19 protein-coding genes and 1 pseudogene are annotated in these 26,456 nt (G+C 59.9%); 10 read left to right on the top strand and 10 right to left on the bottom strand.

Annotation, left to right across the window (positions count from 1 at the left end):
- Positions 1 to 368: 368 nt before the first annotated feature.
- On the bottom strand, positions 369 to 1,490 hold the full coding sequence (locus NKI66_RS19815; protein WP_352752665.1) for a trans-sulfuration enzyme family protein: 1,122 nt from the start codon (positions 1,488 to 1,490) through the stop codon (positions 369 to 371).
- Between the two features lie 89 nt (positions 1,491 to 1,579).
- Here NKI66_RS19815 and NKI66_RS19810 point away from each other — a divergent pair, with 89 nt between their 5' ends.
- The 3 genes and pseudogenes from NKI66_RS19810 to NKI66_RS19800 form a co-directional block, all read left to right on the top strand.
- Entirely contained in the window at positions 1,580 to 2,224 is a 645-nt protein-coding gene (locus NKI66_RS19810) for a helix-turn-helix domain-containing protein (RefSeq protein WP_352752664.1), read from the top strand.
- 48 nt (positions 2,225 to 2,272) lie between these two features.
- Complete coding sequence (locus NKI66_RS19805) at positions 2,273 to 2,911, top strand: FMN-binding negative transcriptional regulator (RefSeq protein WP_023783766.1); 639 nt, start codon at positions 2,273 to 2,275, stop codon at positions 2,909 to 2,911.
- 798 nt (positions 2,912 to 3,709) lie between these two features.
- Positions 3,710 to 4,291, top strand: a pseudogene (locus NKI66_RS19800) (transposase); the annotation flags it as partial.
- A 16-nt stretch (positions 4,292 to 4,307) separates the two neighbouring features.
- Here the strand turns inward: NKI66_RS19800 and NKI66_RS19795 are convergent.
- The 4 genes from NKI66_RS19795 to NKI66_RS19780 form a co-directional block, all read right to left on the bottom strand.
- Positions 4,308 to 5,253 (bottom strand): IS630 family transposase gene (locus NKI66_RS19795; protein WP_352752662.1). Its coding sequence is split into 2 segments (ribosomal slippage): positions 4,308 to 4,913 and positions 4,915 to 5,253, totalling 945 coding nucleotides; the frame shifts between segments, so codons are not numbered across the junction.
- Between the two features lie 280 nt (positions 5,254 to 5,533).
- The gene (locus NKI66_RS19790; protein ID WP_352590846.1) at positions 5,534 to 7,597 is read right to left on the bottom strand and encodes a carbamoyltransferase family protein; all 2,064 of its coding nucleotides are present in this window, start codon (positions 7,595 to 7,597) and stop codon (positions 5,534 to 5,536) included.
- 1,141 nt (positions 7,598 to 8,738) lie between these two features.
- The gene (locus tag NKI66_RS19785) at positions 8,739 to 10,949 is read right to left on the bottom strand and encodes a xanthine dehydrogenase family protein molybdopterin-binding subunit (protein ID WP_352752661.1); all 2,211 of its coding nucleotides are present in this window, start codon (positions 10,947 to 10,949) and stop codon (positions 8,739 to 8,741) included.
- Positions 10,950 to 10,952: 3 nt separating this feature from the next.
- Positions 10,953 to 11,411 carry a (2Fe-2S)-binding protein gene (locus NKI66_RS19780; RefSeq protein WP_352602281.1) on the bottom strand — a complete coding sequence of 153 codons (459 nt, stop codon included), beginning with the start codon at positions 11,409 to 11,411 and terminating at the stop codon, positions 10,953 to 10,955.
- Between the two features lie 305 nt (positions 11,412 to 11,716).
- Between NKI66_RS19780 and NKI66_RS19775 the strand changes: the two genes are divergently transcribed.
- Both NKI66_RS19775 and NKI66_RS19770 read left to right on the top strand, forming a co-directional pair.
- Positions 11,717 to 12,181: an ATP-dependent DNA ligase gene (locus tag NKI66_RS19775; protein ID WP_352752660.1), complete on the top strand. Its 465-nt coding sequence runs from the start codon at positions 11,717 to 11,719 to the stop codon at positions 12,179 to 12,181.
- A 3-nt stretch (positions 12,182 to 12,184) separates the two neighbouring features.
- A complete protein-coding gene (locus NKI66_RS19770; RefSeq protein ID WP_352582421.1) occupies positions 12,185 to 12,376 on the top strand; it encodes a hypothetical protein in 192 nt (63 codons plus the stop codon).
- Positions 12,377 to 12,578: 202 nt separating this feature from the next.
- On the opposite strand, the gene NKI66_RS19765 is transcribed toward NKI66_RS19770, so the two are convergent.
- Together NKI66_RS19765 and NKI66_RS19760 are read right to left on the bottom strand one after the other, a co-directional pair.
- Complete coding sequence (locus NKI66_RS19765) at positions 12,579 to 13,481, bottom strand: dihydrodipicolinate synthase family protein (protein WP_352752658.1); 903 nt, start codon at positions 13,479 to 13,481, stop codon at positions 12,579 to 12,581.
- Positions 13,482 to 13,533: 52 nt separating this feature from the next.
- Positions 13,534 to 14,766: a trans-sulfuration enzyme family protein gene (locus NKI66_RS19760; protein WP_352546075.1), complete on the bottom strand. Its 1,233-nt coding sequence runs from the start codon at positions 14,764 to 14,766 to the stop codon at positions 13,534 to 13,536.
- Positions 14,767 to 14,840: 74 nt separating this feature from the next.
- Here NKI66_RS19760 and pdxR point away from each other — a divergent pair, with 74 nt between their 5' ends.
- The 4 genes from pdxR to NKI66_RS19740 all read left to right on the top strand — a co-directional run bounded on the left by pdxR (position 14,841) and on the right by NKI66_RS19740 (position 20,403).
- The gene (gene pdxR, locus NKI66_RS19755; RefSeq protein WP_352752727.1) at positions 14,841 to 16,376 is read left to right on the top strand and encodes a MocR-like pyridoxine biosynthesis transcription factor PdxR; all 1,536 of its coding nucleotides are present in this window, start codon (positions 14,841 to 14,843) and stop codon (positions 16,374 to 16,376) included.
- 130 nt (positions 16,377 to 16,506) lie between these two features.
- Positions 16,507 to 16,998 carry an MOSC domain-containing protein gene (locus NKI66_RS19750; protein WP_023758446.1) on the top strand — a complete coding sequence of 164 codons (492 nt, stop codon included), beginning with the start codon at positions 16,507 to 16,509 and terminating at the stop codon, positions 16,996 to 16,998.
- A 6-nt stretch (positions 16,999 to 17,004) separates the two neighbouring features.
- Positions 17,005 to 17,955, top strand: a complete 951-nt coding sequence (locus tag NKI66_RS19745) for a PDR/VanB family oxidoreductase (RefSeq protein WP_352553819.1) — start codon at positions 17,005 to 17,007, stop codon at positions 17,953 to 17,955.
- Between the two features lie 51 nt (positions 17,956 to 18,006).
- A complete protein-coding gene (locus tag NKI66_RS19740; RefSeq protein ID WP_352752657.1) occupies positions 18,007 to 20,403 on the top strand; it encodes a transketolase in 2,397 nt (798 codons plus the stop codon).
- A 169-nt stretch (positions 20,404 to 20,572) separates the two neighbouring features.
- On the opposite strand, the gene NKI66_RS19735 is transcribed toward NKI66_RS19740, so the two are convergent.
- From NKI66_RS19735 to gmd, 3 genes are all read right to left on the bottom strand, one after another.
- Positions 20,573 to 21,994: a phosphomannomutase gene (locus tag NKI66_RS19735; RefSeq protein WP_352752655.1), complete on the bottom strand. Its 1,422-nt coding sequence runs from the start codon at positions 21,992 to 21,994 to the stop codon at positions 20,573 to 20,575.
- Positions 21,995 to 22,346: 352 nt separating this feature from the next.
- Positions 22,347 to 23,291, bottom strand: a complete 945-nt coding sequence (gene fcl, locus NKI66_RS19730; protein WP_023772716.1) for a GDP-L-fucose synthase — start codon at positions 23,289 to 23,291, stop codon at positions 22,347 to 22,349.
- The gene (gmd, locus tag NKI66_RS19725) at positions 23,291 to 24,361 is read right to left on the bottom strand and encodes a GDP-mannose 4,6-dehydratase (protein WP_023692482.1); all 1,071 of its coding nucleotides are present in this window, start codon (positions 24,359 to 24,361) and stop codon (positions 23,291 to 23,293) included. Before gmd ends, fcl begins: the two co-directional genes overlap by 1 nt.
- A 967-nt stretch (positions 24,362 to 25,328) precedes the next feature.
- On the opposite strand from gmd, the gene NKI66_RS19720 reads away from it, so the two are divergent.
- Complete coding sequence (locus NKI66_RS19720; protein ID WP_023711832.1) at positions 25,329 to 26,315, top strand: nodulation protein NodZ; 987 nt, start codon at positions 25,329 to 25,331, stop codon at positions 26,313 to 26,315.
- Positions 26,316 to 26,456 lie beyond the last annotated feature (141 nt).

Raw genomic sequence — 26,456 nt, 5'->3', positions numbered from 1 at the left:
GCCCTGCGACTCTTGGCTTTGGACGTGCTAGCGCCCCGATGGCCGGCTTGTCAAACTGCCGTAGTGCCAGCACATCCATCCCATCTGTTGACCGCGATCTCCGACGAGGTCGAGCAGCAGTAGGTCAACGGCAAATCTGGGTATTTCCGCTTCCGGTCGAGCGCGTGGCCATCGTCCAGAAACCCGAAGACGTTCATCACCCATGCGACCACGCGCCCGAGACGATGCGACACGGCGATAGCGGTTCACCAGAGGACGTGCGTTCTACTCACCAGGAACATTGTTCTGCCGATCGTCGGCTGCGCCAGCCGCCACATAAAGCGGCGCCAGAGTTCTTGCACCCGTCATTGGACTCCCGCTTTGCAGGTTTAGCCTAGGGCCTGCATCAGGTCATCGATAATGTCCTGAGGATGTTCAAGCCCTACAGAGATTCGCAGCAATCCGCCTGGCGCTTTGGACTTCGCACCTTCAACGGATGCGCGATGCTCTATCAGAGAATGCGTCCCGCCAAGGCTTGTCGCCCGGACAACAATCTTCAGGCGGCCGGCCACGGCCATTGCAGCATCGGCTCCGCCCTCGACGATGAAGGATAGCATCGCTCCGTAATGGCTCATTTGCCGCGTAGCAAGATCGTGTCCCGGATCAGTTTGCAGACCAGGAAAGAGCACTTTTTCGACGCGCGGATGAGACGCCAGGGCCTCGGCCACTTTCTGGGCGCCTTCGCAATGGGCGCGCATGCGGACCGGCAATGTCTGCAGGCCCCGCAACGCCAGCCAACAGTCGAAGGGCGCTGCGACGCTGCCCTTGTGTTTCTGGACCATCCGCAATGGGCGACCGAGGGGTGACGCATTTGGGACAATGACGACACCGGCCATCAAATCCGAGTGGCCGCCAATGTACTTTGTCGCCGAGTGCATCACCGCGTCTGCCCCGATTTCGAGTGGCAGTTGAAGCACTGGGGTGGCCCACGTATTGTCCACCACCGCCAAGGCGTTTGCCTCGTGCGCGATTGCGCAGATGGCCGCAATGTCGACAACGCGGATCATCGGGTTTGACGGCGTCTCGATCCAGACGAGGCCAGTCCGCTTCGATGTCACCGCGGCGCGCAAAGCGTCCAAATCGCGCATGTCGACTGGGGCAAAGTCGAAGCGAGACCCAATGTCGGTCTCTTCGATCAGCGAACGAATGCCGAAATACATGTCATCCGGCAGAACGATCCGACCCGCCGACGGATGGCTCTCGAAAACTGCAGCGATTGCGGCCATGCCCGAAGCGAAGGCGATGCCGTCTTCCCCTCCCTCAAGCGTCGCCATGGCCGCCTCGAACGCATTGCGTGTAGGATTTCCATCCCTTGTGTATTCGAAGCCGGACGGAAATGACCCGTTGACACCGCGTTCGAACGTCGTGCTGGTGTGCAGCGGCATGGATACGGCCCCCGTGGACGCGTCGACCCCTCGGCCGCAGTGGATCGCCTTCGTCTCAAAACGCATCGGTTATTTCCTTCCTAACGGGCAGTTGCAATTTCGCCCCGGTCATTATACTGACCGCAATAGGTGAGCCGAGGTCCTAAGTCAATATAATGACCGATCTTACGACAGCGATGGATTCCGAGCAGGTGCTTGGCAAAGCGATAGCGGCCCGAATCCGAGACTTGAGGCGTGACCAAAACCTGACCCTGGATCGACTGGCTAAACTAAGCGGCCTGTCCAAGGGAACCGTGGTCGCGCTGGAGCAAGGCAAGGCGAACCCTAGTATCGGCATACTTTGCCGACTGGCGGCGGCGTTTTCGCTCTCCGTGGCCGATTTGTTGAACGAGCACCCTTCCACGGTGTGCCTTCCCATCGAGCGGACAGAGACCAGGAGGCTTTGGACGAGCGCCAAGGGAAGCTCTGCACAACTGCATTCGTCGACCTCGGGACGCACGATGTTCGAACTGTGGAGCTGGGTCATGATGCCGGGCGACGTGTTTTCCGCGGACGCTCATAGTCTGGATACGCGCGAGCTGATCTCGGTCAGTCAGGGTGCCCTGAGCGTTGTGGTAGGTGCCCATGTGGTAATTTTAAGCGAAGGCGAGAGTGCGCGGCTTGTCACTGACCAACCGCACTCATACGCGGCGGCATCTGATGTGCCCGCCCATTTCTCGATGGCGGTGCTTGAGCGTGGTGGACACCGAGATCCGGGGCACTCGTCGACGGCAGCGAAGATTCAGGAGCCCGTTCCGTAAGGCTCCGCCGATTACTAGCAACCGCCATTCGCGACAGGAGATAAACCGTTGTACGTTCCGCCTCATTTTGCCGTCCCTGATCAGAACGCCCTGTTCGAGCTTATCGAGAAACACCCGCTTGGTATCCTCGTCACCCAAAGCAAAGGCACACTGGACGCGAACCACCTCCCCTTCGAGCTTGACCGCTCGAAGGGAGACAAGGGCGTTCTCAATTGCCATGTCGCTCGCAAGAACCCAGTCTGGGAGGAAGTCGCCAATGGCGATGAGGTTCTCGTAATCTTCCGTGCGGCCGACGCTTACATCTCGCCGAACTGGTATCCAAGCAAGCACGAACTCCACAAGCAGGTGCCGACGTGGAACTATCTCGTCGTCCACGCCCACGGACGCATCACTGTCCGGGATGATGAGCGATATGTACGCCGTAACGTGGCGAAGCTCACTCATATGCAAGAAGCCTCGCAGCCTGCCCCGTGGAAGATGGGCGACGCGCCGAAGGACTTCATCGACACGATGGTTAAGGCAATCGTCGCCCTGGAGATCGAGATCACCGGCCTGGTTGGAAAATCAAAACTCAGCCAGAACAAAGACTTGCGCGACATTCAGAACCCTGGTGAAATGCTGCGTGCCCAAGGGGCCATTGCGATGGGAGAAGCGATGCTCGCGGCTGCGGCGGCCAAATCCCAATAGCATGTGTCTTGTCCCGACAAAGCCGCTGGTGCCGGCTTCCGACGGGTCACCTAGCCCGCCTTGACGCACGGCAATAGCTTTTGACGGCCTGAAGCGACGCTGTGGTCACCGTTGTGATACTTTTCCACGCGCCTGGTCAGGCGGCAGGATTGCTCCGTCGTGACCGACGGGTTCGTTTCAGGCGCCTGCGCCCCCTCGTATGTCCGCGACCAGCCGCGCAGCGGTTTATGAGGCGCAATCGCACGCGTTTCGAAGCCACGTACCTTGGGCGGCAAGCTCGACCATGCGCTCGACGCAGCTCCAAGTGCGGCCCCGTCAACGATCTCCTTGAACCTGCGGAACTTGCCCGAAAGCACTTCTCTTACGGGAGATGATTGGCTTTGTCGCCGAACCGACTGATGGAGATGGTGGCGGCGCCGCCGTAGCGATCAGACCCGCCTTGCAGCGCAATGGCTACCCGGGCGCGACTGGGAGATGCGGGCGGGACTGTGGAGCTGCGGAGACGGAGCGGATCGGCATGGAGCCGTGACCGCTTGCGATCTGGCTCTGGAACGAGTTAAGGAAGCGCGGACTTCCGATCGTGTCAAGCGCCGCCCTCTCGATGATGCCGGACAAATCGGGCCGCCACGAGCGGCGGGCCTTGCTCAGATCGGACGGACCGGATGGTTTAAGCAGGTTCGCATCAAGAGCCACGGCACCTGTGTCGTGCGGGTGCTGCTGTCGGCACGTGACCTTCTCGTCAGCGAACAGATGCCTGGGCTTCTTAAGGCCTTCGGCGTCATATTCGGCAAGAAGATCGATGCCCAGGTGATCCTACACATGCTCAGGATACAGGCGACGCAGGTCTACCATGATCCGCTGCGAGCCGGCATCAACGAAGTGCATGAACTGTCGAAGACACATGAAGCGATCGCCAGGGCCAAGACCGAGATCCAGCACCGCATGCTGACACACTACCAGCCGCTGTATTTTCCCGAGATCGATCGCTTCCGGGGGAACAGCCGCAGCGATCGGTTCTTTGCCTTCCTCCATGCCTTTTCGACCCCAGCAAGCATCACGGCGCTGACGAAGGAGGAGTTTGTGGCAGCAGCTTGGGATGCCGTCGGCCGCAAGGTCAGCAAGACACAGATTCTGATGGACATTTTCGAGACGGCGCGCCCATCGATCGGATTGCCGCTGCCACTTGATGCGCCTGCCATTCGCATGTTCCGGATGGTCATTGACGAAGCACGCAGCCTGATCCGGCACCGCAATGAGATCGAAGCACAGGCCGACGATCTGCTGCGGCACAGCCAGGATTACCAGCTCCTGCGACAAATCCCGGGCATCGGACCGATCAAGGCATTGACCGTCATTGCCGAAGCCGGCGATCTTCGCCGCTTAGAGCGGTTCGCATTTAGGTTGACTTGTAGCCTGCGCTTTCGATGTAGTTGTTGCATTCGTTTGGGGTGACGTCGTCGAGGGTGCTGGCGATGGCGTTGTGTACGGCCTCGATGCTTCGTTTGGCGGCACGTCGCATGCAGTGCTTGAGCTTGGCGAACAGCTTCTCGATTGGATTGAGGTCTGGGCTGTAGGGCGGCAGGAAGAAGAGCCTTGCGCCAGCAGCCCTGACGATATCGCGGACGGCTTGGCCCTTGTGAGAACCGAGATTGTCGAGAATGACGATGTCGCCCGGCTTCAGTGTTTTGATGAGTTCGGTTTCGACATAGACGCGAAAGGCCTGCGCATTGATGGGGCCGTCAATGACCCAAGGCGCCTCTACCCGATCATGCCGCAGCGCCGCGATGAAGGTCATCGTCTTCCAATGGCCATATGGCGCGTGGGCCATCAGTCGCTTGCCGCGCACACCCCAGCCACGCAACGGTGCCATGTTGGTCTTGACCCATGTTTCATCCAGAAAGACCAGGCGCGTAGGATCAATACGGGTCTGGTAGCGCATCCATTGCGCACGCCGGCGCATCAGCTTTGGCTTGAGCTGCTCGGCCGGCAGAACGGTTTTTTTTGAAGCTCTTGCCTTCGCGATGCAAAAAGCGACCGACGCTCGCAGGATGAATGGTGAGACCACGTTCAGCCAGTGCCGCCGTCAATTGATGAAGCGTTATGTTGGCATCTCGCTCGACCTCGCCCAGCACGAAGGCACGGTGCTTCCCGTCGATCAGATAGGGCCGATGACCGCCCATCTTGCCGGGCGCCGCACTGCCTAACCGAAGCTTGCGCGCCGCCCACTTGATCACGCTCGACACTGCCACCTTCAGCGCCGCAGCTACCTCGTAGCTCGTCTCGCCCTCTTCAAGGCGCGCCAGCGCCCGCTCCCGTAGATCCATCGAATAAGGCTTCGCCATCAGTCCCGACCTCCAACGGTCAAAACATCGAATCTGATTTGCTCAATCTTGGGAATCCTGATTCAGCTAAAACGCGAACCGCTCTAGGTCATCATCACCAGTTTCTAAAGTTCTGCGGGCTGGACCTCTCGACACAGAAGTCCGGTCAATATCGAGGCCAGACCCTAGCATTCCTAAGCATACTGACCAGGGCGACCTCGACCCCCCCTAATCACAGCGGTGAGCTCGCAGGCGGGGTCGATGAACACTATTGATTGGCCGAGCTTGAGCGGCATCTCTATCACATTGATAGCCTATTAGGCTGGTCCGGCGTTTGATCGGACCCATGATCCATCCGAGCAGCTTGTGAGGGATGCAGCCGAACCAGGCGCTGCTCCCACAGTCTTCGCAGGTCCTCCATCAGAGCTTCATGCTCAGCTTGATCCGGCGCAATTATATTGAGGTGATCGCTTAACACGGCTTCGCCCTCAATCCGCATCAGCAGATTAAACAGGTCGTTTGAAATTCGCACACTGTCAATGCTGGAGTGGTTCGGAATAATCTCGCAGACAGTCTCCTGATGATCTCGCGCTGTGTAAGCACGGGTTTGATGGAGGGAGACTGAGGGAGGCAATGAAATCGAAAGCGCAGTCCAATCCTGCAGCGTTGCAGCCCGTTTTTTTACCAGGAAGGGCCCGACCACAAGTCCATCCAGCTCTGTCGTTAAAAATGTGGCAATCGCGTCTGCAACCGTATCCACGATCGGTTCAGCATTGTTGTTAAAGGACGTATTGAGCAGAATTGGAGTGCCTGTCCGCTTCTTGAACGCATTGATGACCTCCCAGTAAGCGGGGTTGGCATCGCGCGATACTGTTTGCAGCCGAGCCGTACCGTCGACGTGCGTAATGGCACCCAACAAGGCGCGCTTTGAGTCACGCACGCGAACGACGAAATTCATGAATGGAAATTCGTGCTTACCGTCCGGGAGGTCGAAAAATTCGCTCGCATCCTCTTCCAGCACAGATGGTGCGAAAGGCCTATAGCCTTCGCGCTTCTTGACCATGGCATTGATCCGGTCCTTGTTTGCAGCGGGCCGAGGGTCGGCAAGAATGCTGCGGTTGCCCAGCGCACGTGGCCCAAACTCCGAACGACCCTGCACCCAGCCGATCACGGCGCCGTTGGTGATCCAGTGGGCTGCACTGCTCGCTACGTCATAAGAGCGTTCAACCTCGAGATGTCCGGACCATGCATTCAGTTCCTGTTCCACGGCGCGGTCGCTCCCGAGATCAGGACCCCAATAGACCTCCTGCAGTCGCTCACGCGGCGCGGGGCGGCCCATCTCGTTAGAGACTATCAGCGCAGCTCCCAATGCGCAGCCAGCGTCGTGAGACGCGGGTTGCACGAAGATGTCTTCGAAAAGCCCTGAATACAGCAGCTTGCCGTTCATCGTGCAGTTGTGGGCTACCCCTCCCGCCAGACACAACCGCTTCATGCCGGTGGCCTCACGGTGGTGCCGGAGAATGTGGAACACGATCCGCTCAAGCGCTTCCTGCAGTGACGCACTCACATCTCGATGCTGCTGGGTGAAAGGCATTCCCTTTCGCCTGATCTCGATGTTGCGGAGCAACGCCGGACCGATGCGGTCGAGGTGAACACGGTAGCCACCGTTGGCGGAGAGCTCGTAGAACTGCTCGAAGAGCTCGCGATAGGGAGCGGGGTCGCCATAGGGCGCGAGTCCCATTACCTTATACTCGTCGAACATGCCGTAGCCGAGACAGCGGATCGTCTCGAGATAAAACAGCCCAAGAGAATTGTCCTCCGGGAAAGCCTCGATTTGCGTAATTTCTGTGCCAGACCCTACCGCCACAAGGCCCGACAGGAAATCACCACAGCCATCAATCGCTAGAATGAGACTTTGTTCGAAGCCCGACATTGCAAAGGCGCTCACGGCGTGCGCCTGATGATGACCTACGAATGAAATACGCGAACTGTCCAACTTAGTGCCGAACTCACGCGCTAACAGGTTCTGCACCAACATTTTAGCATCCAACGGAGTGGAGAGAATGTCCGGTTGGGAAGCGGACATACCTTCAAGCATGGCGTTGGCATAGGGCTCGCTGGCGTAGACCGCGACACGATCAATGTCGCTGAGCTGAACCCCGGCCGTCGAGAGACAGTATTGAATCGAACCACTTGGCAGCTTGTTCGAGTGCTTGATTCGATTGAGGCGTTCCTCTTCTACGGCGGCTATCACCTTTCCGTCTCGGACGAGCACCGCGGCGCCATCGTGCATAAAGGCGTTCGGACGCTCGAATCGGTTTTCATGGACTTGGTCAAGTCCGCCGCTGATTCCTAGGCACAGCATTTCTTTCTCCAAATAGTAACGGGAAGCCAAATTGGCTTACCTCGACTGTTTCCAACTAAATAGGCCGTGTTGTCGCCTGCAGCTGCGACCGCCCGTCAGGCATCAGCGGCATCGAAGAAAGCCTCATAAACGATCAATGAGATGCTTCGACTGTGACGCCTACAGTGCCATCACGCCGAGAGCTTGGCTGGATCATCCAATCCTGAGCGGCTGCTGACATGTATCCGGCGATGTCGTTTTCATCGGCAGAACCAACTTGCGATGCCGCCTGTTCTTGGGAAGGGCGGCCGTCGACGAATAACAGTACCGCCCCCGTGAACTGGCCCGATTTCATTCTCCGAAGCGACCATGGTCGCACCGCCCGACTTTGTCGGCCAGTTGCAACTCACTTTCTCGGCACGACCTCCACTGCACGTCAGGGCGCATCGAAGATTTTCTCCTTTGGATTATTCCTAAGGCAGCTTTCGTCACACGATAGAGCAGCGTGTGATTGGTGCGTGAGGCTCTTTTTTGTCCATGCACGATTCCCTAAGAGTGATGAAATCGATTGTTTTGATCAAAGTCATCCACGCTATGAATAACAGCCGCAGCACATGCGTTTTCAAAGCGCTTCAGGCTTCCCGGATGGCTACTCCGATGTGAAGCGCATGGCATTCCAAGCGCTCTGTCAACCAAACGATGAGTATCGGCGTCGACCCTCATTGACTTCGTCTTCGCGACTCCGTGACAGCGGCTGGCATTGTGTTTGTAGGGCATCGGGCGAAGATCATGTCGATCGGCCATCTCGCCTGCCTATCGGCAAACCCTTGAACAATGATCCACGCACCAGCGCGATTGTGATCACGAGCACCTCTGAGCTCGGGAGGTTCGGTTTTCTGAGGGTTCCTGGGTCTCCGAAGCGATGGAGGTAGCTAGCCTTCCTGGTGCTATACGGTTGTGCTCTTCAATGGAGTGGACGCATTTGCGTCTCGAAAGCGGTTCTTCAGTGGAACCGGCGCCAAGGCCCGTCTGTGGTCGTTCAGAACACGGGGTGCCGTCTCCAAACCGGATATTGGAGCGGGCAGCCGCCGGAATTTGACCCATGGAAATGAGCGCCTGTCAGGAGGCGTTCGAAAACGGCGCGATCTTCATCGCGGCTGTTTCATGGTGTCATTCCTGACATGTTCTTTATAATCGGCAGCTTGCGGATAGTCTTGCCCGTCGCCGCCCGTAGCGCGTTGGCGACGGCCGGGCCGATCGGCGGCACACCTGGCTCACCAACTCCCGTGGGCGGCTCCTCGGACGGCACAATGTGCACCTCGACTCGCGGCATCTGCTCGATCCTTAGCGGTGTATAGGTATCGTAGTTCTCTTGGTCTACGACACCGCCATTCAGGGTCAGCTCCTCCTGGAGGATCGCGCCTAGCCCGAAGCCGATACCGCCCTCCATCTGAGCGCGAATCTGGTCAGGATTTATCGCGGTGCCGCAATCTACCGCGCAGACGACGCGGTCGACCTTGAAACCATTTTCATCGTTGAGGGTGATCTCCACCACATCGGCGACATAGGTCGAGAGGCTTTCATGCAGGGCCACGCCGCGGAAACGGCCTTCCGGCAGAGGCTTGTCCCAGCCTGCCTTCTCAGCAGCCACTTTAAGCACGGCGGCATGCCGTGGATGGTGACCGAGCATTGACAAGCGGAAGTCGACCGGATCACGGTTCGCAGCGGCGGCGAGCTCATCGATCAGGGTTTCCACCGCGTAAGCGGTGTGGGTGGAGCCTACCGAACGCCACCAGAGCACCGGGATGTTCACGTCCGTGGTGGTCAGCTCGACCTTCAGGTTCGGGATCGCATAGGGCAGGTTGGTGGCGCCCTCTACGGAGGTCGGATCGATGCCGTTCTTGATCATCGCCGCAGAGGTCGAACCGCCCAAGACCGATTGGCCCACGATGTGGTCATGGAGAGCGACGACATTGCCTTTCTTGTCGAGCCCCGCCTTGACTGCGTGCACATAGGCCGGCCGGTACCGCCCACCCCGCATGTCATTCTCGCGGGTCCACTGCACCTTCACTGGCTTGCCGCGTCCCAGTGCACGCGCTGTGGAAACAGCTTCGATAATGACATCTGCATCCAAGACCGCGCGGCGGCCGAAACTGCCGCCGGTCTTCATCACGTGCAGCCTCACCTTGTCCGGCGTGGTGCCGCCTACCTGAGCGGCAGCCGCCTGATAGAGGTCGGGCATCTGGTGTCCGCCCCAGACGTCGATGGTGCCGTCTTCGTTGATTCGGGCGGCCGCGTTGAGTGGCTCGATCGAAGCATGGACAAGATAGGGGAATTCGTAGTGCCCCTCGATGATTTTCTCAGCACTGGCGAACGCTGCGGGAGTGTTACCGTCGTCGCGCGCGGTGGCCGCGCCCAGATCGTCTGCTGCCTTGTTGTATTCGGCCATGATCTCTGCCGTGCCGCGCCCTTCGGCCTTCTCCTCGTTCCAGGTCACCTCCACGAGGTCGCGGCCCTTGAGCGCCGTCCAGGTGTCCCTGCCAACCACGGCAATGCCTCGCGGCGTCTGGACGACATCGACAATGCCGTCGAGTGCCTTGGCCTTGGTTGCGTCGAAGCTCTCGATCTCGGCGCCGAACTTCGGCGGATGGATCATAACGGCCGTCTGGAGTCCCTCCATCATGAGGTCGATCGTGTAGGTCTGCGCGCCGTTGGTCTTGCCGGCGGAATCGTAGCGCTTGAGGCTGTACGATCCGATCTGGGCCCACTTGTCGCGCGGCTTTAGCGGCACGTCGTCGGGAACCGGCATTCCCGCTGCGGCTTCAGCCAGGTCACCGTAGCGCGCCTGCATCCCTGAGGCGTGCGACACGACCCCGGAAGCGACTTTGATCTCGCCGGCTGGCACATCCCACCGCTGCGCCGCGGCCGCCACCAGCAAGGCCCGTGCGGCAGCACCCGCCTTGCGGTAGCGTTCCCACGACGAACTCATCGACGTGGAGCCACCAGTTGCCTGTGCGGCCCCGCCCCAGGCGAGATTGCCGTAGAGCGCGGTATTGCCATATCCGCCGACCACGTCCACCTGCGCCCAGTCGCCGTCGAGCTCTTCCATAACCAGGGTGGCGATGCCGAAATAGGAGCCTTGTCCCATCTCGAACTGCGAGGAGTAGATGATGATTCGGTTCTCCTTTGTGATCTCGACATAGGTCTGGAAGGGGTTCGCCTGAACCTTTGCAGTAGTCGTTTGTGCGATGTCGGACGCCGCCAGCACTAGCCGGTAGCCCACGGCGAGGCCAGCGGTGGTGACGCCCGCGCCGACGAAGAACCGGCGGCGCGTGGGCCGCACGGAGTTATGCTTCGAGAGAAACTGCGACATGCCTCAAGTCTCCAGCCGGTTGGCGGTCTCGTGGATGGCCGCGCGGATGCGATGATAGGTGGCGCAGCGGCAGAGATTGCCGCTCATCGCCGAATCAATATCATCGTCCGTCGGCTTAGGCGTTTCTGTAAGGAGGGCCACGGCCGACATGATCTGTCCAGACTGGCAATAGCCGCATTGAGGTACGTCGAACTCGGCCCACACGGCCTGGACCGTTTCGCCTATCTTGCCCGACACACCCTCAATGGTGATGATCGAGGCTCCTTCGATGTCGCCGACTGCGGTCTGGCACGAGCGCGTCGGCATGCCGTTAACGTGAACCGTGCAAGCGCCGCACTGGGCAAGCCCGCAACCGAATTTCGTTCCCGTGAGTCCGATGACGTCACGGACCGCCCAGAGCAGCGGCATCTCTGGATCGACGTCGAGTGTTCGCGCCTCGCCATTGAGGGTAAAAGCGACCATTGCTTGCTCTCCTTGTCCTGAGCTGGCTATCTCGTTGAGCCTCCGCCCGCCTGGCAACCGAGCTCTTGTTGCTGAGGCCTAGCGACCACACCCTAGGAACGCGCAGCTCAAGCAACAAGCCGCTAGGTTGGCGAGTTACGAGATCGTGAAGTGGGTCGTGTCGAAAGGCTGGAGGCAACTGAATGTCATTTTTTGGGGCGGACAGGCCGCTTTAGGCTGGGTTACACGAGACTGGACATTCGGGTCGTCGCGAACATCGACCGCTGGTCGGCCGCGTCCGGCAGGGCCCTGATTGGCTACACGAAATGAAATGGGACGATTATCGATGGGGGCCTACCTCGACAACCTCCACGACTGGACCCTCAGGTTTCCGACTATCGTCCCGGGCGGTGGCCGAGCTCGGCGCCTCGGACGCGATAATAGACGGTGAGGCGTTCGTCGTTGACCAGAAGGCTTGTCGCGCATTCCCAGTCTGCAGCGGGCTCTTGGCCGCGGCAGGAGACGTCAGGACCATGCTTGCCGGCTTCGACCTGCTCAAGATCGACGGCGAGGGTCTTCGCGATCGGCCACTCGTCGATCGGCGCAAAGCGCTAGTTAACCTGCTGAGACGCCGCCCAAACGGCATCGTTCTGAGCGACGAGATCAGCGGCGGCAGCGACATTCTCGCGCAAGTCTGCCAGTTCGGCCTCGACGGCATCGTCTCCAAGCTGCGTGTCAGTCCATATCGATCCGGCCGGCGCCAAGAATGGGTGAGACAAAATGCGTGCTGAGTGATGAGTTCATCGTCATCGGCTGCGAACCCGGCAACAGTTACGGCGGTCGGGAAGCGTGCTCTGGCGAATGTCGAGGACGGAAATCTGGTGTTCGCCGGCGGCATTGGCACCGGCTTCAATGCGCGCACCGGGCCGGAAGTAAAGCGCCGGCTCGATGCCATTCAAATGGGTAAACACCGATTCCTAGTTTGAAGGCGAACGGTGCGGCATGGGCGGAGTGCCCTGCGCAGTCTGTACCTCCGCAGTCGATTGTCGAGTTAGAAGGGGTGTGATTGGCGTCGAGACCGCTCCAGCCATGGCTATCAGCACGCCGAGTGCGTTGTTTTCGATCAGTTCTCGAAATGAGCGGGTAAATACATGCACTTCCTTTCACTTGCCGAACGGGGTTTGCTGTTCACCGGCTGGCATCCGATGGCAAACCTTTCAACGCGGCGGCGATCTGGCGCTTCGCTGCTGGGGGCAGAGGCAGGATGGGACGCGGGGGTTCGGCACTGCAAATGTCGAGCAATTCAGCGAGTGCATAGACGACGCGAAGGCTCGAGAACTCCTTGAAGACGCTCCAGATCGGGACCAGCGCGGCATTGATCCGTCGCGCTTCGGCCGCATCGCCCTGTTGCGCCGCTGTGACGATCGTCATGCAGACCTCGGGCAGGATGCCCGCGAGGACGCTGTACCATGTGTCGGCGCCGGCGATCATGGCCTCGGCGGCGTTCCAGTCGCCGCTGTAGCCAATCGAGAACCCTTCCGGCAGTGTGCGCCTCTGGGCGGTCAGATGGTTCTTGATCGCATCGCTTTTGTCTGTCGGATTCTTGATGGCGACAATCCCAGCCACCTTTGCCAGGCGGCTGACAAGGGGTGGACTGAAATGGAAATGCGTCGTTCCTGGATTGTCGTAGACGACGATCGGCAGGCCACTTTCGCGCGCCACAGTGGAGAAATGTTCGAACACCTCGTCATCAGTAAGCGGGGTGTAGGAGGCGGCGGCAAGCAAACCCGCAGCTGCTCCAAGGGCCTTGGCGTCTTGCGCGAGCCCCACGGCTTCATCGGTGCGCAGCGCGCCCACACCCACCACGACCGGCATTTGCCCCGCCGTTTGGTCCAAGGTCTCGGAGAGCGCCCGCCGCCGTTGCTCGCGCGACAGATAGATGTATGTGCCGGTGCTGCCGAGAAGACCGATGGAATCGACCTGAGCAATGCCAAGCCGAGCAATCAGCCTGCGCAGGGCAACGCTATCGACGCGGCCGTCACGATTGGTCGGGGTGATGGGGAACGCGGAAAGACCGCTCAGGAATGCCATGGCAAGGCTCCAGATCTATGTGTGAGCGCAGAGGTGGCCGCACGCCAGGTCATTACAAGACGTCCAAAGCCCGCCGCAGATCGGCGATCAGGTCATCAGCGTCTTCAAGCCCCACCGAGAGACGCATGAGATCCTCGCCGACTCCATCGGCCAAATGGGCATCCTTGCGGATGGGCTGCCGAGCACGGGTGAGGCTTGCTGGATGATAGATGAGGCTGTCGGCATCGCCGAGGCTGACGGCGCGAATGATCAGGTTGAGCCGGTCCATCATCCGGCGCGCTCCTTCGTATCCAGCGTGGAGGCCAAAGGCCAACATGCCCGATCCGTTGGACATCTGTTTTCGCGCCGTCACCTGATCAGGGTGCGAGTCGAGGAACGGATAACTCACAAATGCCACCGCCGGGTGCGCTTCCAGCGCCCGAGCCACCGCAAGGGCCGTGGCGCTGTGCCGTTCCATACGCAGCGTCAGCGTCTTGAGACCGCGCAGGATTAGGAAAGCTGACATGGGCGAGAGCGCTGCGCCGGTGATGTAGCGCAGGCCCGTTTCATGCAGCGTACGGAGCGTTTGGGCGTCGCCGAGAAGCGCCCCGCCAAGGGCATCGCCATGACCATTGATGTACTTGGTCAGCGAATGGAGCACGATGTCCGCCCCGTGCTCAAGCGGTCGCTGGAGCGCGGGCGAGGCGAAGGTGCTGTCGACTGCAACCCTTACACCGCGCGCGTGAGCGCGCTCGGCAATTGCCGCTATGTCGAGGATGCGGCTCAGCGGATTCACCGGCGTCTCGAAGAAAACCAGCCGCGTCCGCTCGGTGATCGCAGCATCGAGATTGTGGGGATTTGACAGATCGACCGCGACGACCTTGATGCCGAAGCGGGGGACCGCCTGTTCGACCATGGCAAGCGTGTTCGCATAAAGCGTCTTGTGGACGATGAGTTCATCGCCCTGGGACAGGAGCGACAGGATCAGAGTGCCGAAGGCCGCCATCCCCGAGGCAACAACCAGCCCCGCCTCGGCTCCTTCCAGATTCGCGAGCCGCTGCTCGAGGATCTCGGTCGTGGGATTGTATTCGCGCGCATAGAGCCGTCCACCAAGGGCGGCGGCGGCATCGTTTGCTGCCACGCTTTCGAACCCATAGGTTGACGTCAGGAACACTGGCGGCTGGACGGCATTGGAAAAGCCGGCCGGATCGTACCCATGATGGATCGCCCGGGTGGCAAATCCGGGGCTGGTGCGGTTGAGCGACCCCGTGGGAGCATCGGTTTCGGATTGATGGGAGCTGGTCATTCGGCCTCTGCGATCTCTCTTGGGGTTCCGAAAGATTGACGGCAACCTGGCCAATGTGAAATATCCAGTTGGCGATGAAAGAGATGGTCCAGTCTTCAAGTGCCGGGTCTGCAGCGCGCTCGCACGCGATGGGTGCACGCCAGATATACGAAGCCCTTCGCGAGCAAATCCTCGGCGGCGTCTACGAAACCGGCAGTCAGTTGCCATCCTCCCGGGCCCTGGCAAATGACCTCGGCGTTTCGCGAACCACGGTGACGGTCGCCTATGAGCAACTGGCTGCGGAGGGTTTCATCGAAGTCCGTCAAGGCGCACGACCTCGCGTTGCGTCTTCGTTGATGGGTCATGGGACGGGGCGCACTCACGCGCAACGGGTCGGCCCGATCCACCTGTCCGCATATGGCGAGCGGCTGCGCGCGACGTCACCCTGGCCAGATTATCTGCCGACTGGGCTGAAGGTCGAGTTCCGCTATGGCGACCTCGCGCCGTCGGATTTCCCTTCATTGGTCTGGAAACGCGCGATGAACGAGGCGATGGGGCAGCGCCCGCTGCGTCTTGCCTATGACGATCCTCGCGGCTCGCGCCGGCTCCGCCAGGCGCTTCAGGGCTATCTCTGGCGCGCCCGGACCCTGAGCTGCGACCTCGACCAGATCATCATCGTCAGCGGTTCGCAGCAGGGCCTTGATCTGTGCGCGCGCCTGCTTCTCGATCCCGCCGACCGCTTCGTCATCGAGGATCCGTGCTACAGGATGGCGCGTCAGGTCTTTGCCAGTACGGGTGCCTCACCCATCCCGGTCATCGTCGACGAAGACGGGATGAGGACCGAGTTGCTGGCGGGGATCGGAGCACGACTGGCTTATGTGACGCCATCGCATCAGTTTCCGCTGGGCGGCGTCATGCCGATCGCGCGCCGCCATCAGCTTCTGGAATGGGCGCGGCACAACAACGCCTATGTGATCGAGGACGACTACGACAGCGAATATCGCTACGACATCAATCCGGTCCCTCCGCTGCACAGTCTCGAGGACCACGGGGCTGTCATCTATCTCGGCACGATATCCAAGACGCTCTCGCCGATGCTGCGCATCGGCTACCTCGTCGTCCCACCCGAATTGCAGGAGGTCTTCGCAACCGCCAAACAATTCGCAGACCGGCATTCGCCGGTCGCTGAACAGGAAGCGCTGGCATCGTTGATCGAGAGCGGCGGCTACGAAAGCCATGTGCGCCGTGTGCGCAGGCTGAACGGCGAGCGTCGGGAAACGTTGTTGGGCGCCTTGCAGCACAGCTTCGGGGATCGCATCACTGTCCAGGGAGCTGATGCGGGACTGCACGTCGCGGTTTGGTTCAATGACCTGCCACGATCGCGGGAAACGGCCTTGGTCGAATCCGCCCGCGACGCTGGCCTGGGGCTACACTTGATCTCGCCGCTGTACGAACGGCCATCGGACGAAGGCCGCACCGATCGCGTCGGACTTGTCATGGGCTATGCCGCCTTGAGCATTCGGCAGATCGGGAAGGGCGTTGAGGTCCTGCGAGAGGTTGTCAAGCAGGTGCAAGACGCGATGCTCGGCGCGGAACAACTGAGACGGGGCGACGCCGAAAGCTGGCGCTGAAAACGGTCCGAGGGCCCCCCGTATTTCTTTCCAAACAGCCAACTGGACCGGAAAAATGCCATGCAACTGGCGCTGTTGATCAGGCCAGTTTTGCAGCAGGTTTCCACGAGACGAATTTCCGAGAGCGATGATGACCTGGCGAGGAAAGCTGCTTCACGTCCATATCGCGCCTGCCGCCTCCTATGAAATGGAGGAGCTGGCGCAGGCGCAGCTTATTGCCGGCCAAGGCATTGTCGGAGACCGCTACTACCTGGGGACGGGGACCTATTCCGCGCGTCCTGACGTTCGCGAAGTGACGCTGATCGAAGCTGAAGTCTTGGACGCCATCGCGCAGGGCGAACCCAGAATTCCGGGCTTCAAGGCCAAGCTCGCACCCGAAGATCACCGGCGCAATCTGACGACACGAGGCGTTCCGCTTAGCCATCTTGTCGGCAAACGCTTCCGGGTCGGGGAAACGATCCTCAGGGCCGCCCGGATGAATGTGCCGTGCAAGTATATCGAGGAGTTGCTCGGGCTTCCGGGTCTCTACGAGGGGCTTCTGAACCGCTCCGGCCTGAACTGCACAATCGAGGTCGGGGGCGTGATCCGCCCCGGTGATCTGATCTTGCCCATCGACGAGTGAAACGCCATGGCCTCGCCGCGCATCATCATGAAGCTGACCGTGACCGCCGCCCGCAAGGAGCCGGGCGACGTGCTGGTCATCGACCTGAAACACCCACGCAAACCTGTGCTGCCGGCGTTCGAAGCGGGTTCTCACGTCGACGTCCATCTGCCTGAAGGGAAGGTGCGTCAGTATTCACTTTGCGGCGACCCGACCGAGCTTGGCCGCTACACCATCGCGGTGAAGCGCGAGAATGACGGCCGTGGCGGCTCGGCGTGGATCCACGAAACCATTGCCGTCGGCTCCACACTGCCTGTCTCCGCGCCACGCAACCATTTTGCGCTCAAGCCAGGCGAGGGGCCGACTTTGCTGCTGGCAGGGGGAATCGGGATCACCCCGATTCTGGCCATGGCGCGCGCGCTCACCCGGCAGGCCAAGCCCTTCGAGTTGCACTATTTCACCCGCAGCCGGGCGCTCACGCCACTCTTGGCGGCGATCGGGAGCGATCTTCCTGGCGGCAATGTGCGGATCCATTTCGACGACGAGCCTCAGACCCGGCAGAACATCGCCGCGCTGCTGGCGAACCGTTCGGACGACGCGCAGACATACTACTGCGGACCGCCTGGCTTCATGGCGGTTGTGGGGCGCGCGGCTCAACACTGGCCCAAGGGTACTGTTCATTTCGAAACTTTCCAGCCTCCCGAGTTTGATGGCGCGCCACCGGAACCATTCGTCATAGAACTGGCTGAGGGCAGGGTGGTTGAGGTTTCGGCTGAGACCACGGCACTGGCCGCCTTGCGTGCGGCCGGTGTGCCGTTGATGGCCTCGTGTGAGAACGGGGTGTGCGGGACCTGCGAATGCGCAATGCTGGCGGGACAGCCGATCCATCGGGATGCCGTCCTGTCCAAGGAGGCACGCGGCCACCGCTTCATCCCCTGCGTGTCGCGCGCGACAGGTGTGTTGAAACTCGATCTTTGACCATTTGGGCGGGGGTCCTGTGAGACCGGCAGCTGATTTGCGGGAAACTGAATGACGAGGAAACTGGAATATCTGAACGAGATCGAGCGCTGCGTCTCCTGGCTCGCAGCCTGGACGATCCACCACGCCAACCACGTCCGCGAGGGCGATGAGATCAAGGTCGGGGGGCATCAGGCCTCGTCCGCGTCGCTGAGCACCATCATGACCGCGCTCTACGGTTCGGTCCTGCGCCCGCAGGATCGGGTGGCGGTCAAACCCCATGCGGCGCCGATCTTCCATGCACTTCAGTATCTGGCGGGCAACCAGACCCACGAAAAGCTCATGAACTTCCGCGGCTACAAGGGCGCGCAGAGCTACCCTTCGCGGACGAAGGATGTCGACGATGTCGACTTCTCGACCGGGTCGGTGGGTCTCGGCGTTGCTCAGACGCTGTTCTCGTCGCTGGTGCAGGACTACGTCTCGGGTCACGGCTGGATGAAGGAGCGTGCCGAGGGCCGAATGGTCAGCCTGACCGGCGACGCCGAGATGGATGAAGGCAACATCTACGAGGCCCTGATCGAAGGCTGGAAGCACGGGCTCAGGAACTGCTGGTGGGTGGTCGACTACAATCGCCAGTCGCTCGACGCCGTGATCCGGGAGGGCCTCTGGCAGCGGTTCGAGCAGATTTTTCGCAACTTCGGCTGGGACGTGATGGTCCTGCGCCACGGCGCTCTGCAAGAGGCTGCCTTTGCCGAGCCGGGGGGCGAGAAGCTGCTCGAGTGGATAGAGCGCTGTCCGAACCAGCTCTATTCGGCGCTGACCTTCCAAGGGGGTGCTGCCTGGCGCAAGCGGCTGCTCGACGAGATCGGAGACCAAGGGCCGGTCACCACTCTGATCGAACGCCGCTCCGACGACGAGTTGCAGGCGTTGATGACGAACCTTGGCGGGCATGACATGCCGAGCCTCCTCGAAGCCTTCGAGGCGGCGTCCAGGCATGACCGTCCCGTCTGCTTCATCTGTTACACCATCAAGGGCTACGGTCTGCCGCTTGCCGGACACAAGGACAACCACGCGGGGCAGATGACGCCCACGCAGATGGAAGACTACCGCCTGCAAATGGGCGTAAAGCGGGGTGAGGAGTGGGACAAATGGGCGGCCGCCACCTTGCCGGAAGCGGAACTTGACGCCTTCTTCGCAAAGGCGCCGTTCTTCAGTGAGGGGCGTAGGAGGCTGTCTCCGCCGTCGGTGCCGGTGCCTGAAACCCTTCCGTCACCGGGGCAGCCCGGCAAGCCGCTCTCGACCCAGATGGGCTTCGGCCAGATCCTGAACGACATCGCACGCGAGCGCAGTCTGCTTGCCGACCGCATTGTCACCACCTCGCCCGATGTGACGGTCTCGACCAATCTCGGTGGCTGGGTCAACCGGCGCGGCCTTTTCGCCCGGGAGACCATGGCGGACACCTTCAAGGCCGAACGCATTCCGTCGACCTTTACCTGGGAATTTGGGCCGAAGGGGCAGCACCTCGAGCTCGGGATCGCCGAGTCGAACCTGATGATCATGCTCGGGGCACTCGGTCTCTCGCACTCGATCAATGGCGTGCGCCTGCTGCCGATCGGGACAGTCTATGATCCCTTCATCTACCGATCGGCCGACCAGCTAAACTACGCCTGCTATCAGGATGCGCGCTTCATGCTGGTCGCAACGCCCTCGGGCGTGACGCTGGCGCCCGAGGGCGGGGCACACCAGTCGATCGGCACCCCATTGATCGGCATGGCGCAGGATGGGCTTTGCGCCTTCGAACCGGCCTTCGTCGACGAACTGTCCGTGATCATGCGCTTTGCCTTCGATTACATGCAACGTAATGGCGAGGGGGATCCGGATGAGACGACGTGGCTGCGTGATCAGACCGGAGGATCGGTCTATCTTCGCCTGTCAACCCGGCCGCTCGAGCAGCCGCTGCGCGACATGAACCCGGCGCTCGCGCGGGACATCGTCAATGGCGCCTATTGGCTGCGTCCGCCTGGGCCCAACGCGAGTGTCGTCATTGCTTATCAAGGCGTCGTCGCGCCGGAGGCGATTGCCGCGACGGGTCTTCTGGCGGAGGACCGGCGCGATGTCGGGCTGCTCGCGATCACCTCCGCGGACCGGCTTAATGCGGGCTGGCAGGCGGCGGAACGTGCCCGGCAGCGTGGCGCGATCGGCGCCCTGAGTCATATCGAGCGGCTGCTCGCGCCGCTATCGCGTGACTGCGGCATCGTCACCGTGATCGACGGCCACCCGGCGACGCTCGCGTGGCTCGGTGGGGTTAACGGGCATCGCGTGAAGGCGCTCGGGGTCGAGCAGTTCGGCCAGACGGGGACTATTGCGGACCTATACCGTCACCACGGCCTGGACACCAACGCCATCGTACATGCGGCGCAGGCGGTCAGTGCGGGACCGGCTGTTCGCTACCGGAAGGCGCTGCCTTGACCATGAGCTACCGGACGCTCCGTGGCTGGTACGGATCGGCTGTTTCCACGGGCGTTCCGGTTCGCTTCAAAGCGGACAGGGGCCGGGACACTGTGGACGTTCTGATCGCGCTTGAGTAGCTTGTGCGACCCCGAGGGTCACCTGGAATACGCAGGGAGGCGGCTTTTTATTAGCCTTGCGTCCAATTACGAATTCGATTCAATCCAGTCCGGAGCAAAAGCTCCGCGTCCTCCCGATTTTCGGCTTCGACGTAGCACCGCATTTCCGGGGCATTTCCGGATGGACGCAAATGCAAGACACGCTTATCCGCGAGAGTGATACGAAGTCCGTCAACATCGCTAACCTTGCTTACCACTCCAATCGACCCGACGAAGGCGGCGATGTTAGTTTCCGCTGAACGAAGGTATGTCATGAGGCGAGTGCTGCTTTCGACGGAAAAATTTTCCAAGCGATCCGCCGCCGCTGCCGGCAATTGAAAGGAACTGCCAATCTCCGACAGTGGCTGCCCACTTGTACTAACAAGGGAAAGTGCCGCAAGGATGGGGAGAAAACTGTCGCGTGTAGGTAGCGCTGGCAGTTTAGTTCCGTTCGGGTCAAAGTCCGTGCCGGTCAACAAACCACCGTTTGCTTCGAAACCAACCACGCGCTCGTGACCCGACGCAACCAAATCGAGCATGGCAGCAATAACAAATGGCGATCCAACCTTGGTACGCACGACTTTAAAAGAACCTGCGGTCTCGATGCCAGAGTTTGATGTGACCGGCGTGACGACTGCCTTCGCTTGCAGGAAGTTCGCCGTAATCAGGCCTAACAAATCACCGCGAAGGGGGTCTCCGTGGTCGTCAGCTACCAGTGGGCGGTCACCATCGCCATCTGCCGAGACGACCGCATCAAGCCGATGCTCTTTGGCCCAGAGCTTGAACTGTTGAGCAGTCTCGTCAGAGACCGCTTCAGTGTCGACAGGAATGAAACCTTCCGAACGTCCCAGGGTTACGACCGTCGCACAGTGATATGAGAGAATGTCAACCAAGAGATCGCGCGCGACTGTGCTGTGCTGATATACGCCCACCGTTAAGCCCTTTAGAGCATTAATCTCCATAAGCTTTCGATTGCGCGCCATGAAAAAGGCCTTGCATTCGGCCTCCCGGTGCTGCCGACGTGCAACAGCACCTTCAAGGACGTATCCGCGCTTCTCCAACTGCAAGGCGATGCGCGTTATCTCCCGCTCATCACCCTTGTCGATCTCACCGTCGGGTCGATAGAATTTTATTCCATTACGGTCGGCCGGAATGTGCGAGCCTGTGATCATCAAACAACCACTCTTACGCGCCTGAGCATACAGTGCCAGGGCAGGGGTGGGGACTGCGCCGCAATCGACTACGATGAAGCCGAGCGCGGACAGTGCCGCCGCACAGACGGCGGCGATGGCCGGACTCGAGGCGCGAAAGTCGCGCCCTATGAGTATCTCGTCGCCAATTCTGGCCAGGCCGGATTCCAGCAGGAATGTCGCGAATGCCGTTGCATATAGGGCAGAGGCGGCTCCTGCCAATTCTGTCGCCAGGCCCCGTAATCCACTTGTTCCGAATTTCATACCAAATCCGACGTTGCTAACCGGGTTTCGAAGGTAACATGCTCAAACTTTGGCTCGTCCGGAATGCCCATCGACAGATCCCTCGGACGAGAACAAGAAGTACATTCGGTTACCGTAGACGCGTTCGGTTATCGACGGTTACCCTTGTGAGGATTGACGCAGTCGGCGTCGGCGTGGGCAGCGCACCGTGACCTCCACGGCGACGAGGTTGGAGCGGATGGGGTCCGGGTCCGGCAGGGCTCCTCGCGGCTGGCTCACATGAGCGCTATCGCCATCGAGTGATTGTCTCAGTCTACATTAGCTCTGGGTCCCGAAAGCGCGTACAGGCCTGAGACGCAGCAAATCCTCTTATCTATCGCCGTTCGGTGTAGCTCCCGTTCAGAAATGCATGATAGACACTCTCGATGCCTTCCATGAGAGTGATCTTTGCTGCCCATCCCAAAGTGCGCAGCTTGTCGACGCTCATCAGCTTTCGCGGTGTACCGTCAGGTCTAGAGTGATCATGCGCGATCTCCCCAGTAAATCCGACTACACGGCAGATCATTCTAGTCAGCTCTAGGATCGTGATGTCCTGTCCGCAGCCGAGATTGACGTGATCATGGTCAGAGTAGTTCTTCAGAAGGAAGACTAATGCGTCGGCGCAGTCGTCGACGTGCATGAATTCCCGACGTGGTGTGCCCGTGCCCCAGATGGTGATTTGCTTATCACTTATGAGCTTAGCTTCATGCGCTTTCCGGATCAGCGCTGGGATGACGTGGCTTGACTGCAAGTCATAATTGTCGCCTGGCCCGTAGAGATTCGTCGGCATAGCGGAGATGTAGTCGCGGCCATATTGCTGGCGATAGGCTTGAGCCATTTTGATGCCGGTGATCTTGGCGACGGCGTAGCATTCGTTGGTGCGCTCTAGTGGCCCGGTCAAAAGCGCGCTTTCAGGAATGGGCTGTGGTGCCATCTTCGGATAGATGCAAGACGAGCCGAGGAAGAGGACGCGGTCGACATTGTTTTCGTGGGCTGCCGCGAAGATATTGGCCTCGATCATCAGATTGTCGTAAAGAAAGTCGACCGGATAGGTGGCGTTCGCGAGAATACCACCTACCTTTGCCGCCGCCATAATGATAGCGTCCGGTTTCACCACTGCCACGAAGTTTTCAACCTCGGTCTGTCGCTTGAGGTCTAGCTCTCCCCGAGGGGCGGCCACAACTTTGCAGTCTTCAGACGCGAGTCGGCGTACAACAGCGCTGCCCACCATACCTTTGTGGCCAGCGACCCACACGGTTTTTCCGTTCAGATCATACATTACGCTTCCTTCATGACTACAGATGTCTGCATGACCTTCAGGTCTTCGCGTACCATTTCCGCAGCAAGCTCGCGCACGGATGTCTCATGCACCCAGCCGAGCTTCTCCTTCGCCTTGGTAGCGTCACCCAGGAGAAGATCGACTTCCGTGGGGCGGAAGTAGCGTGGGTCCACTTGGACTAGGCATCTGCCGCTCGCTACATCATAGCCCTTTTCGCCGACACCCTTGCCACGCCATTCGATCTCGACGCCGATATCTTCGAAAGCCCACTCGACGAATTGGCGGACAGGAGTCGTTTTGCCCGTCGCCAGCACGTAATCATCCGGTTGATCCTGCTGTATCATCATCCACATACCTCGCACGTACTCACGCGCATGGCCCCAATCGCGTTGAGCATCGAGATTGCCGAGATAAAGCTTGTCCTGCTTGCCCAGGTAGATAGCAGCGGCAGCGCGGCTGATCTTGCGCGTCACAAAAGTTTCGCCACGAAGGGGGCTTTCGTGATTAAAAAGAATGCCGTTGGAAGCGTGCATACCATAGCCCTCGCGATAATTGACGACCATCCAGTAGGCGTAGAGCTTGGCGGCGGCGTAAGGGCTGCGCGGATAAAAGGGCGTCGTTTCGTTCTGCGGTACGGACTGCACGAGGCCGTATAGCTCCGAAGTCGAGGCTTGATAGAAGCGGGTCTTGTCCGTCAGACCGAGGAGGCGAATCGCCTCAAGAAGTCGCAATGTACCGATACCGTCCGCGTTTGCTGTGTACTCAGGTGTTTCGAACGACACCTGCACATGGCTCTGAGCAGCCAAGTTGTAAATTTCGTCTGGCTGAGATTCCTGAACCACGCGGATGAGGTTAGTCGAATCAGTGAGGTCACCGTAATGCAAGATCAGGCGCGGATCGGATTCGTGCGGGTCTTGGTAGAGGTCTTCGATACGACCCGTGTTGAAGGAAGAGGAACGTCGCTTAATCCCATGAACGATGTAGCCTTTTTTGAGAAGAAGACGGGCAAGATAGGCACCATCCTGTCCAGTTATGCCCGTAATAAGAGCAACTTTTCTGCTATCGCCCATTCTATTCCTGCTCTATTAAAGTTTAAAGTTTCGGCTCCGGCTCGCCACGCCGACACAATGTGCGGCCAGCCCCGTGCGCTATGGAGCACTTCGACAGATGTGGCGCGAAGCTCGTCATTGACAGTCCGCCAGCCGAGCACACCTCTTGCTTGGAGTCACAGCAAAATAGAGTTGCGCCGCTAACCTGTCGGCTTCGTACATGCGGTCTGAGTGCCGCTCAGCTCACGCCGTGAGCGCATGTACTCCCAGCACCTTGCAGCTGATTTGCTCATCCATCAGTGAGTGAGGACGCCTTTCTTTCTTGCTTCAGCGTCTTCTAATGGGAATTGTTTGGATCAGTGAAATCGATTGTTTGGATAAAGTGCATCCACAGAATGGATGGTCTGGCCGAGCAGCGGGGGCGCATCGCCGGCCCGGAGTCGTAGGCGCGAGCTTCCGTTTCGGGGCGAGGACAAAGTTCGTGGCCGCGAGCCCTCACCACAGCATCCGGCACAGGTCGTGCAGAACTTTGGGAGCAGACTGCAGATTCTGTCGATCAGCTGGTTCCAGGCGCGTCGAGCTGTCGACCTCATCTCGCCCGGTACCGGTTGCTGTATGCAGCTTGCACCCTTGGCGTATGGCGTCGACGGAACGATTTGCTCCGGCAGGCAGTGTCGCAGCGTTTCCCGGCTGTTTCGGCTCTATTGGCCGAGCCCGCGTCAGCCGAGCCCCTTCATCATGGCATCCAACACATGGATGGCCGGCATCCACTCAATAGATTTTACATATGCCGCGGAGGCCCAGTAGAGAAGGCTGAACCGGAAGCGAGGGCATCGGCTTCAAGCTGTGCGAGCGTCACGGGATTAGTGGGCAGTGCTGAGTGAGCTCTTCTGCCCTATGCCCCGGCCTCTGCCAAGCGCGTCAGGGTCTACGTGTCGACTAAGGATACCAAACCGGGCAACCTCCTCTCTGAACGAGATTTCCGAAAATGCATGTTAGTGGATTGGAAAAGCGCCGGTTCGTCGTCTCTCGGAGGCGTACGGGGTTCGGTGATTGTCTGTGGTCATTGGCGGCCGCTTGGCGCTACGCGCAGCGGTCGGGACGAACTCTAGTCATCGACTGGCGGGGGGCCTGCTACCTCGACCAACCCTTCACAAATGCGTTTCCGGTGTTCTTCCAGCCGATCAATGACATCGCTGGCGTGCCGGCTATTTCCGACGACCGGATCAACGACGTTTCCTTCCCTGGTCCATTCTTCCCGGAGTGGTGGAACAGGCCGGCGATCGAGTGCCTTTACCGGCCAGATGAGCAGATTTTCCAAGAGCGCGATGAGTTGGGCGAGCTCTTTCAGGCCGAACACGATGTCGAAGCGAACACAGTAGTGTGTGACGCTTGTCTGATGTGGCGGTGCGATGAGGATGCAGAGCGGCAGGTGTTCCAGAGTGTCCAGCCTCGGCCAGAAATTCAAGCCCGCATAGATGCCATTTATCAGGAATGTTTTGAGGGGCACAGCATCATCGGGATTCATGTTCGGCACGGTAACGGTGAAGACATCATGGAGCATGCGCCCTACTGGGCCGATCCGGAGCTCGCCGTTCGGCAAGTGTGCGCTGCAATTGACAAGGCTAAGGCGTTACCGCACCCCAGGCCTGTGCGGCTGTTCTTATGCACGGACAGCGCGCGGATACTGGATCTTCTGTCGGCCAGGTTTCCCGATCTGCTCACTGTCCCGAAGCACTTCGGATCCAATCAAGGTGGCCCCTTACACACTGCAGCACTCGGGATTGACGGCGGAATTTCCGCCCTCGTTGAGATGTATCTTCTCGGGCGCTGCGATACCGTAATTCGGTTTCCCCCGACGAGCGCCTTTACACGATATGCACGCCTTTTCGCACCACGGGTAATTGAATTCGATCTGAAAGAGCCAAGTCGTTTGACTTTGATAGAAGGCAGCCAAGTCTCTGATCTCAGTTAAGACCCGCCAGCTGCGCAATTCGGCAGACGCAACCAACAGGCATAGTTGAATGCGCATTTCTCACCGACGCCAGTGGAGGCGTCGTACATTACCGATAGCGTCGTCATCTGACGCCGCCTGCAACGCGCCAGAACTTCGCTG

It is taken from the genome of Mesorhizobium sp. M0518 (genome assembly GCF_040321125.1).
Taxonomy (GTDB): domain Bacteria; phylum Pseudomonadota; class Alphaproteobacteria; order Rhizobiales; family Rhizobiaceae; genus Mesorhizobium.
The sequence above is the reverse complement of the archived record's forward strand: the minus strand, read 5'-3'. Positions and strand labels throughout refer to the sequence as shown.

What these genes read in the sequence shown, in the direction of transcription:
- NKI66_RS19720 (WP_023711832.1), top strand. Translation starts at nt 25,329, where the DNA reads ATGCATGTTAGTGGATTGGAAAAGCGCCGGTTCGTCGTCTCTCGGAGG.
- NKI66_RS19745 (WP_352553819.1), top strand. Translation starts at nt 17,005, where the DNA reads ATGGCCTCGCCGCGCATCATCATGAAGCTGACCGTGACCGCCGCCCGC.
- pdxR (WP_352752727.1), top strand. Translation starts at nt 14,841, where the DNA reads ATGAAAGAGATGGTCCAGTCTTCAAGTGCCGGGTCTGCAGCGCGCTCG.
- NKI66_RS19775 (WP_352752660.1), top strand. Translation starts at nt 11,717, where the DNA reads ATGAAATGGGACGATTATCGATGGGGGCCTACCTCGACAACCTCCACG.
- NKI66_RS19790 (WP_352590846.1), bottom strand. Translation starts at nt 7,597, where the DNA reads ATGCTGTGCCTAGGAATCAGCGGCGGACTTGACCAAGTCCATGAAAAC.
- NKI66_RS19785 (WP_352752661.1), bottom strand. Translation starts at nt 10,949, where the DNA reads ATGTCGCAGTTTCTCTCGAAGCATAACTCCGTGCGGCCCACGCGCCGC.
- NKI66_RS19750 (WP_023758446.1), top strand. Translation starts at nt 16,507, where the DNA reads ATGACCTGGCGAGGAAAGCTGCTTCACGTCCATATCGCGCCTGCCGCC.
- NKI66_RS19735 (WP_352752655.1), bottom strand. Translation starts at nt 21,994, where the DNA reads ATGAAATTCGGAACAAGTGGATTACGGGGCCTGGCGACAGAATTGGCA.
- fcl (WP_023772716.1), bottom strand. Translation starts at nt 23,291, where the DNA reads ATGTATGATCTGAACGGAAAAACCGTGTGGGTCGCTGGCCACAAAGGT.
- NKI66_RS19815 (WP_352752665.1), bottom strand. Translation starts at nt 1,490, where the DNA reads ATGCGTTTTGAGACGAAGGCGATCCACTGCGGCCGAGGGGTCGACGCG.
- NKI66_RS19740 (WP_352752657.1), top strand. Translation starts at nt 18,007, where the DNA reads ATGACGAGGAAACTGGAATATCTGAACGAGATCGAGCGCTGCGTCTCC.
- NKI66_RS19810 (WP_352752664.1), top strand. Translation starts at nt 1,580, where the DNA reads ATGACCGATCTTACGACAGCGATGGATTCCGAGCAGGTGCTTGGCAAA.
- NKI66_RS19780 (WP_352602281.1), bottom strand. Translation starts at nt 11,411, where the DNA reads ATGGTCGCTTTTACCCTCAATGGCGAGGCGCGAACACTCGACGTCGAT.
- NKI66_RS19765 (WP_352752658.1), bottom strand. Translation starts at nt 13,481, where the DNA reads ATGGCATTCCTGAGCGGTCTTTCCGCGTTCCCCATCACCCCGACCAAT.
- gmd (WP_023692482.1), bottom strand. Translation starts at nt 24,361, where the DNA reads ATGGGCGATAGCAGAAAAGTTGCTCTTATTACGGGCATAACTGGACAG.
- NKI66_RS19760 (WP_352546075.1), bottom strand. Translation starts at nt 14,766, where the DNA reads ATGACCAGCTCCCATCAATCCGAAACCGATGCTCCCACGGGGTCGCTC.
- NKI66_RS19770 (WP_352582421.1), top strand. Translation starts at nt 12,185, where the DNA reads ATGAGTTCATCGTCATCGGCTGCGAACCCGGCAACAGTTACGGCGGTC.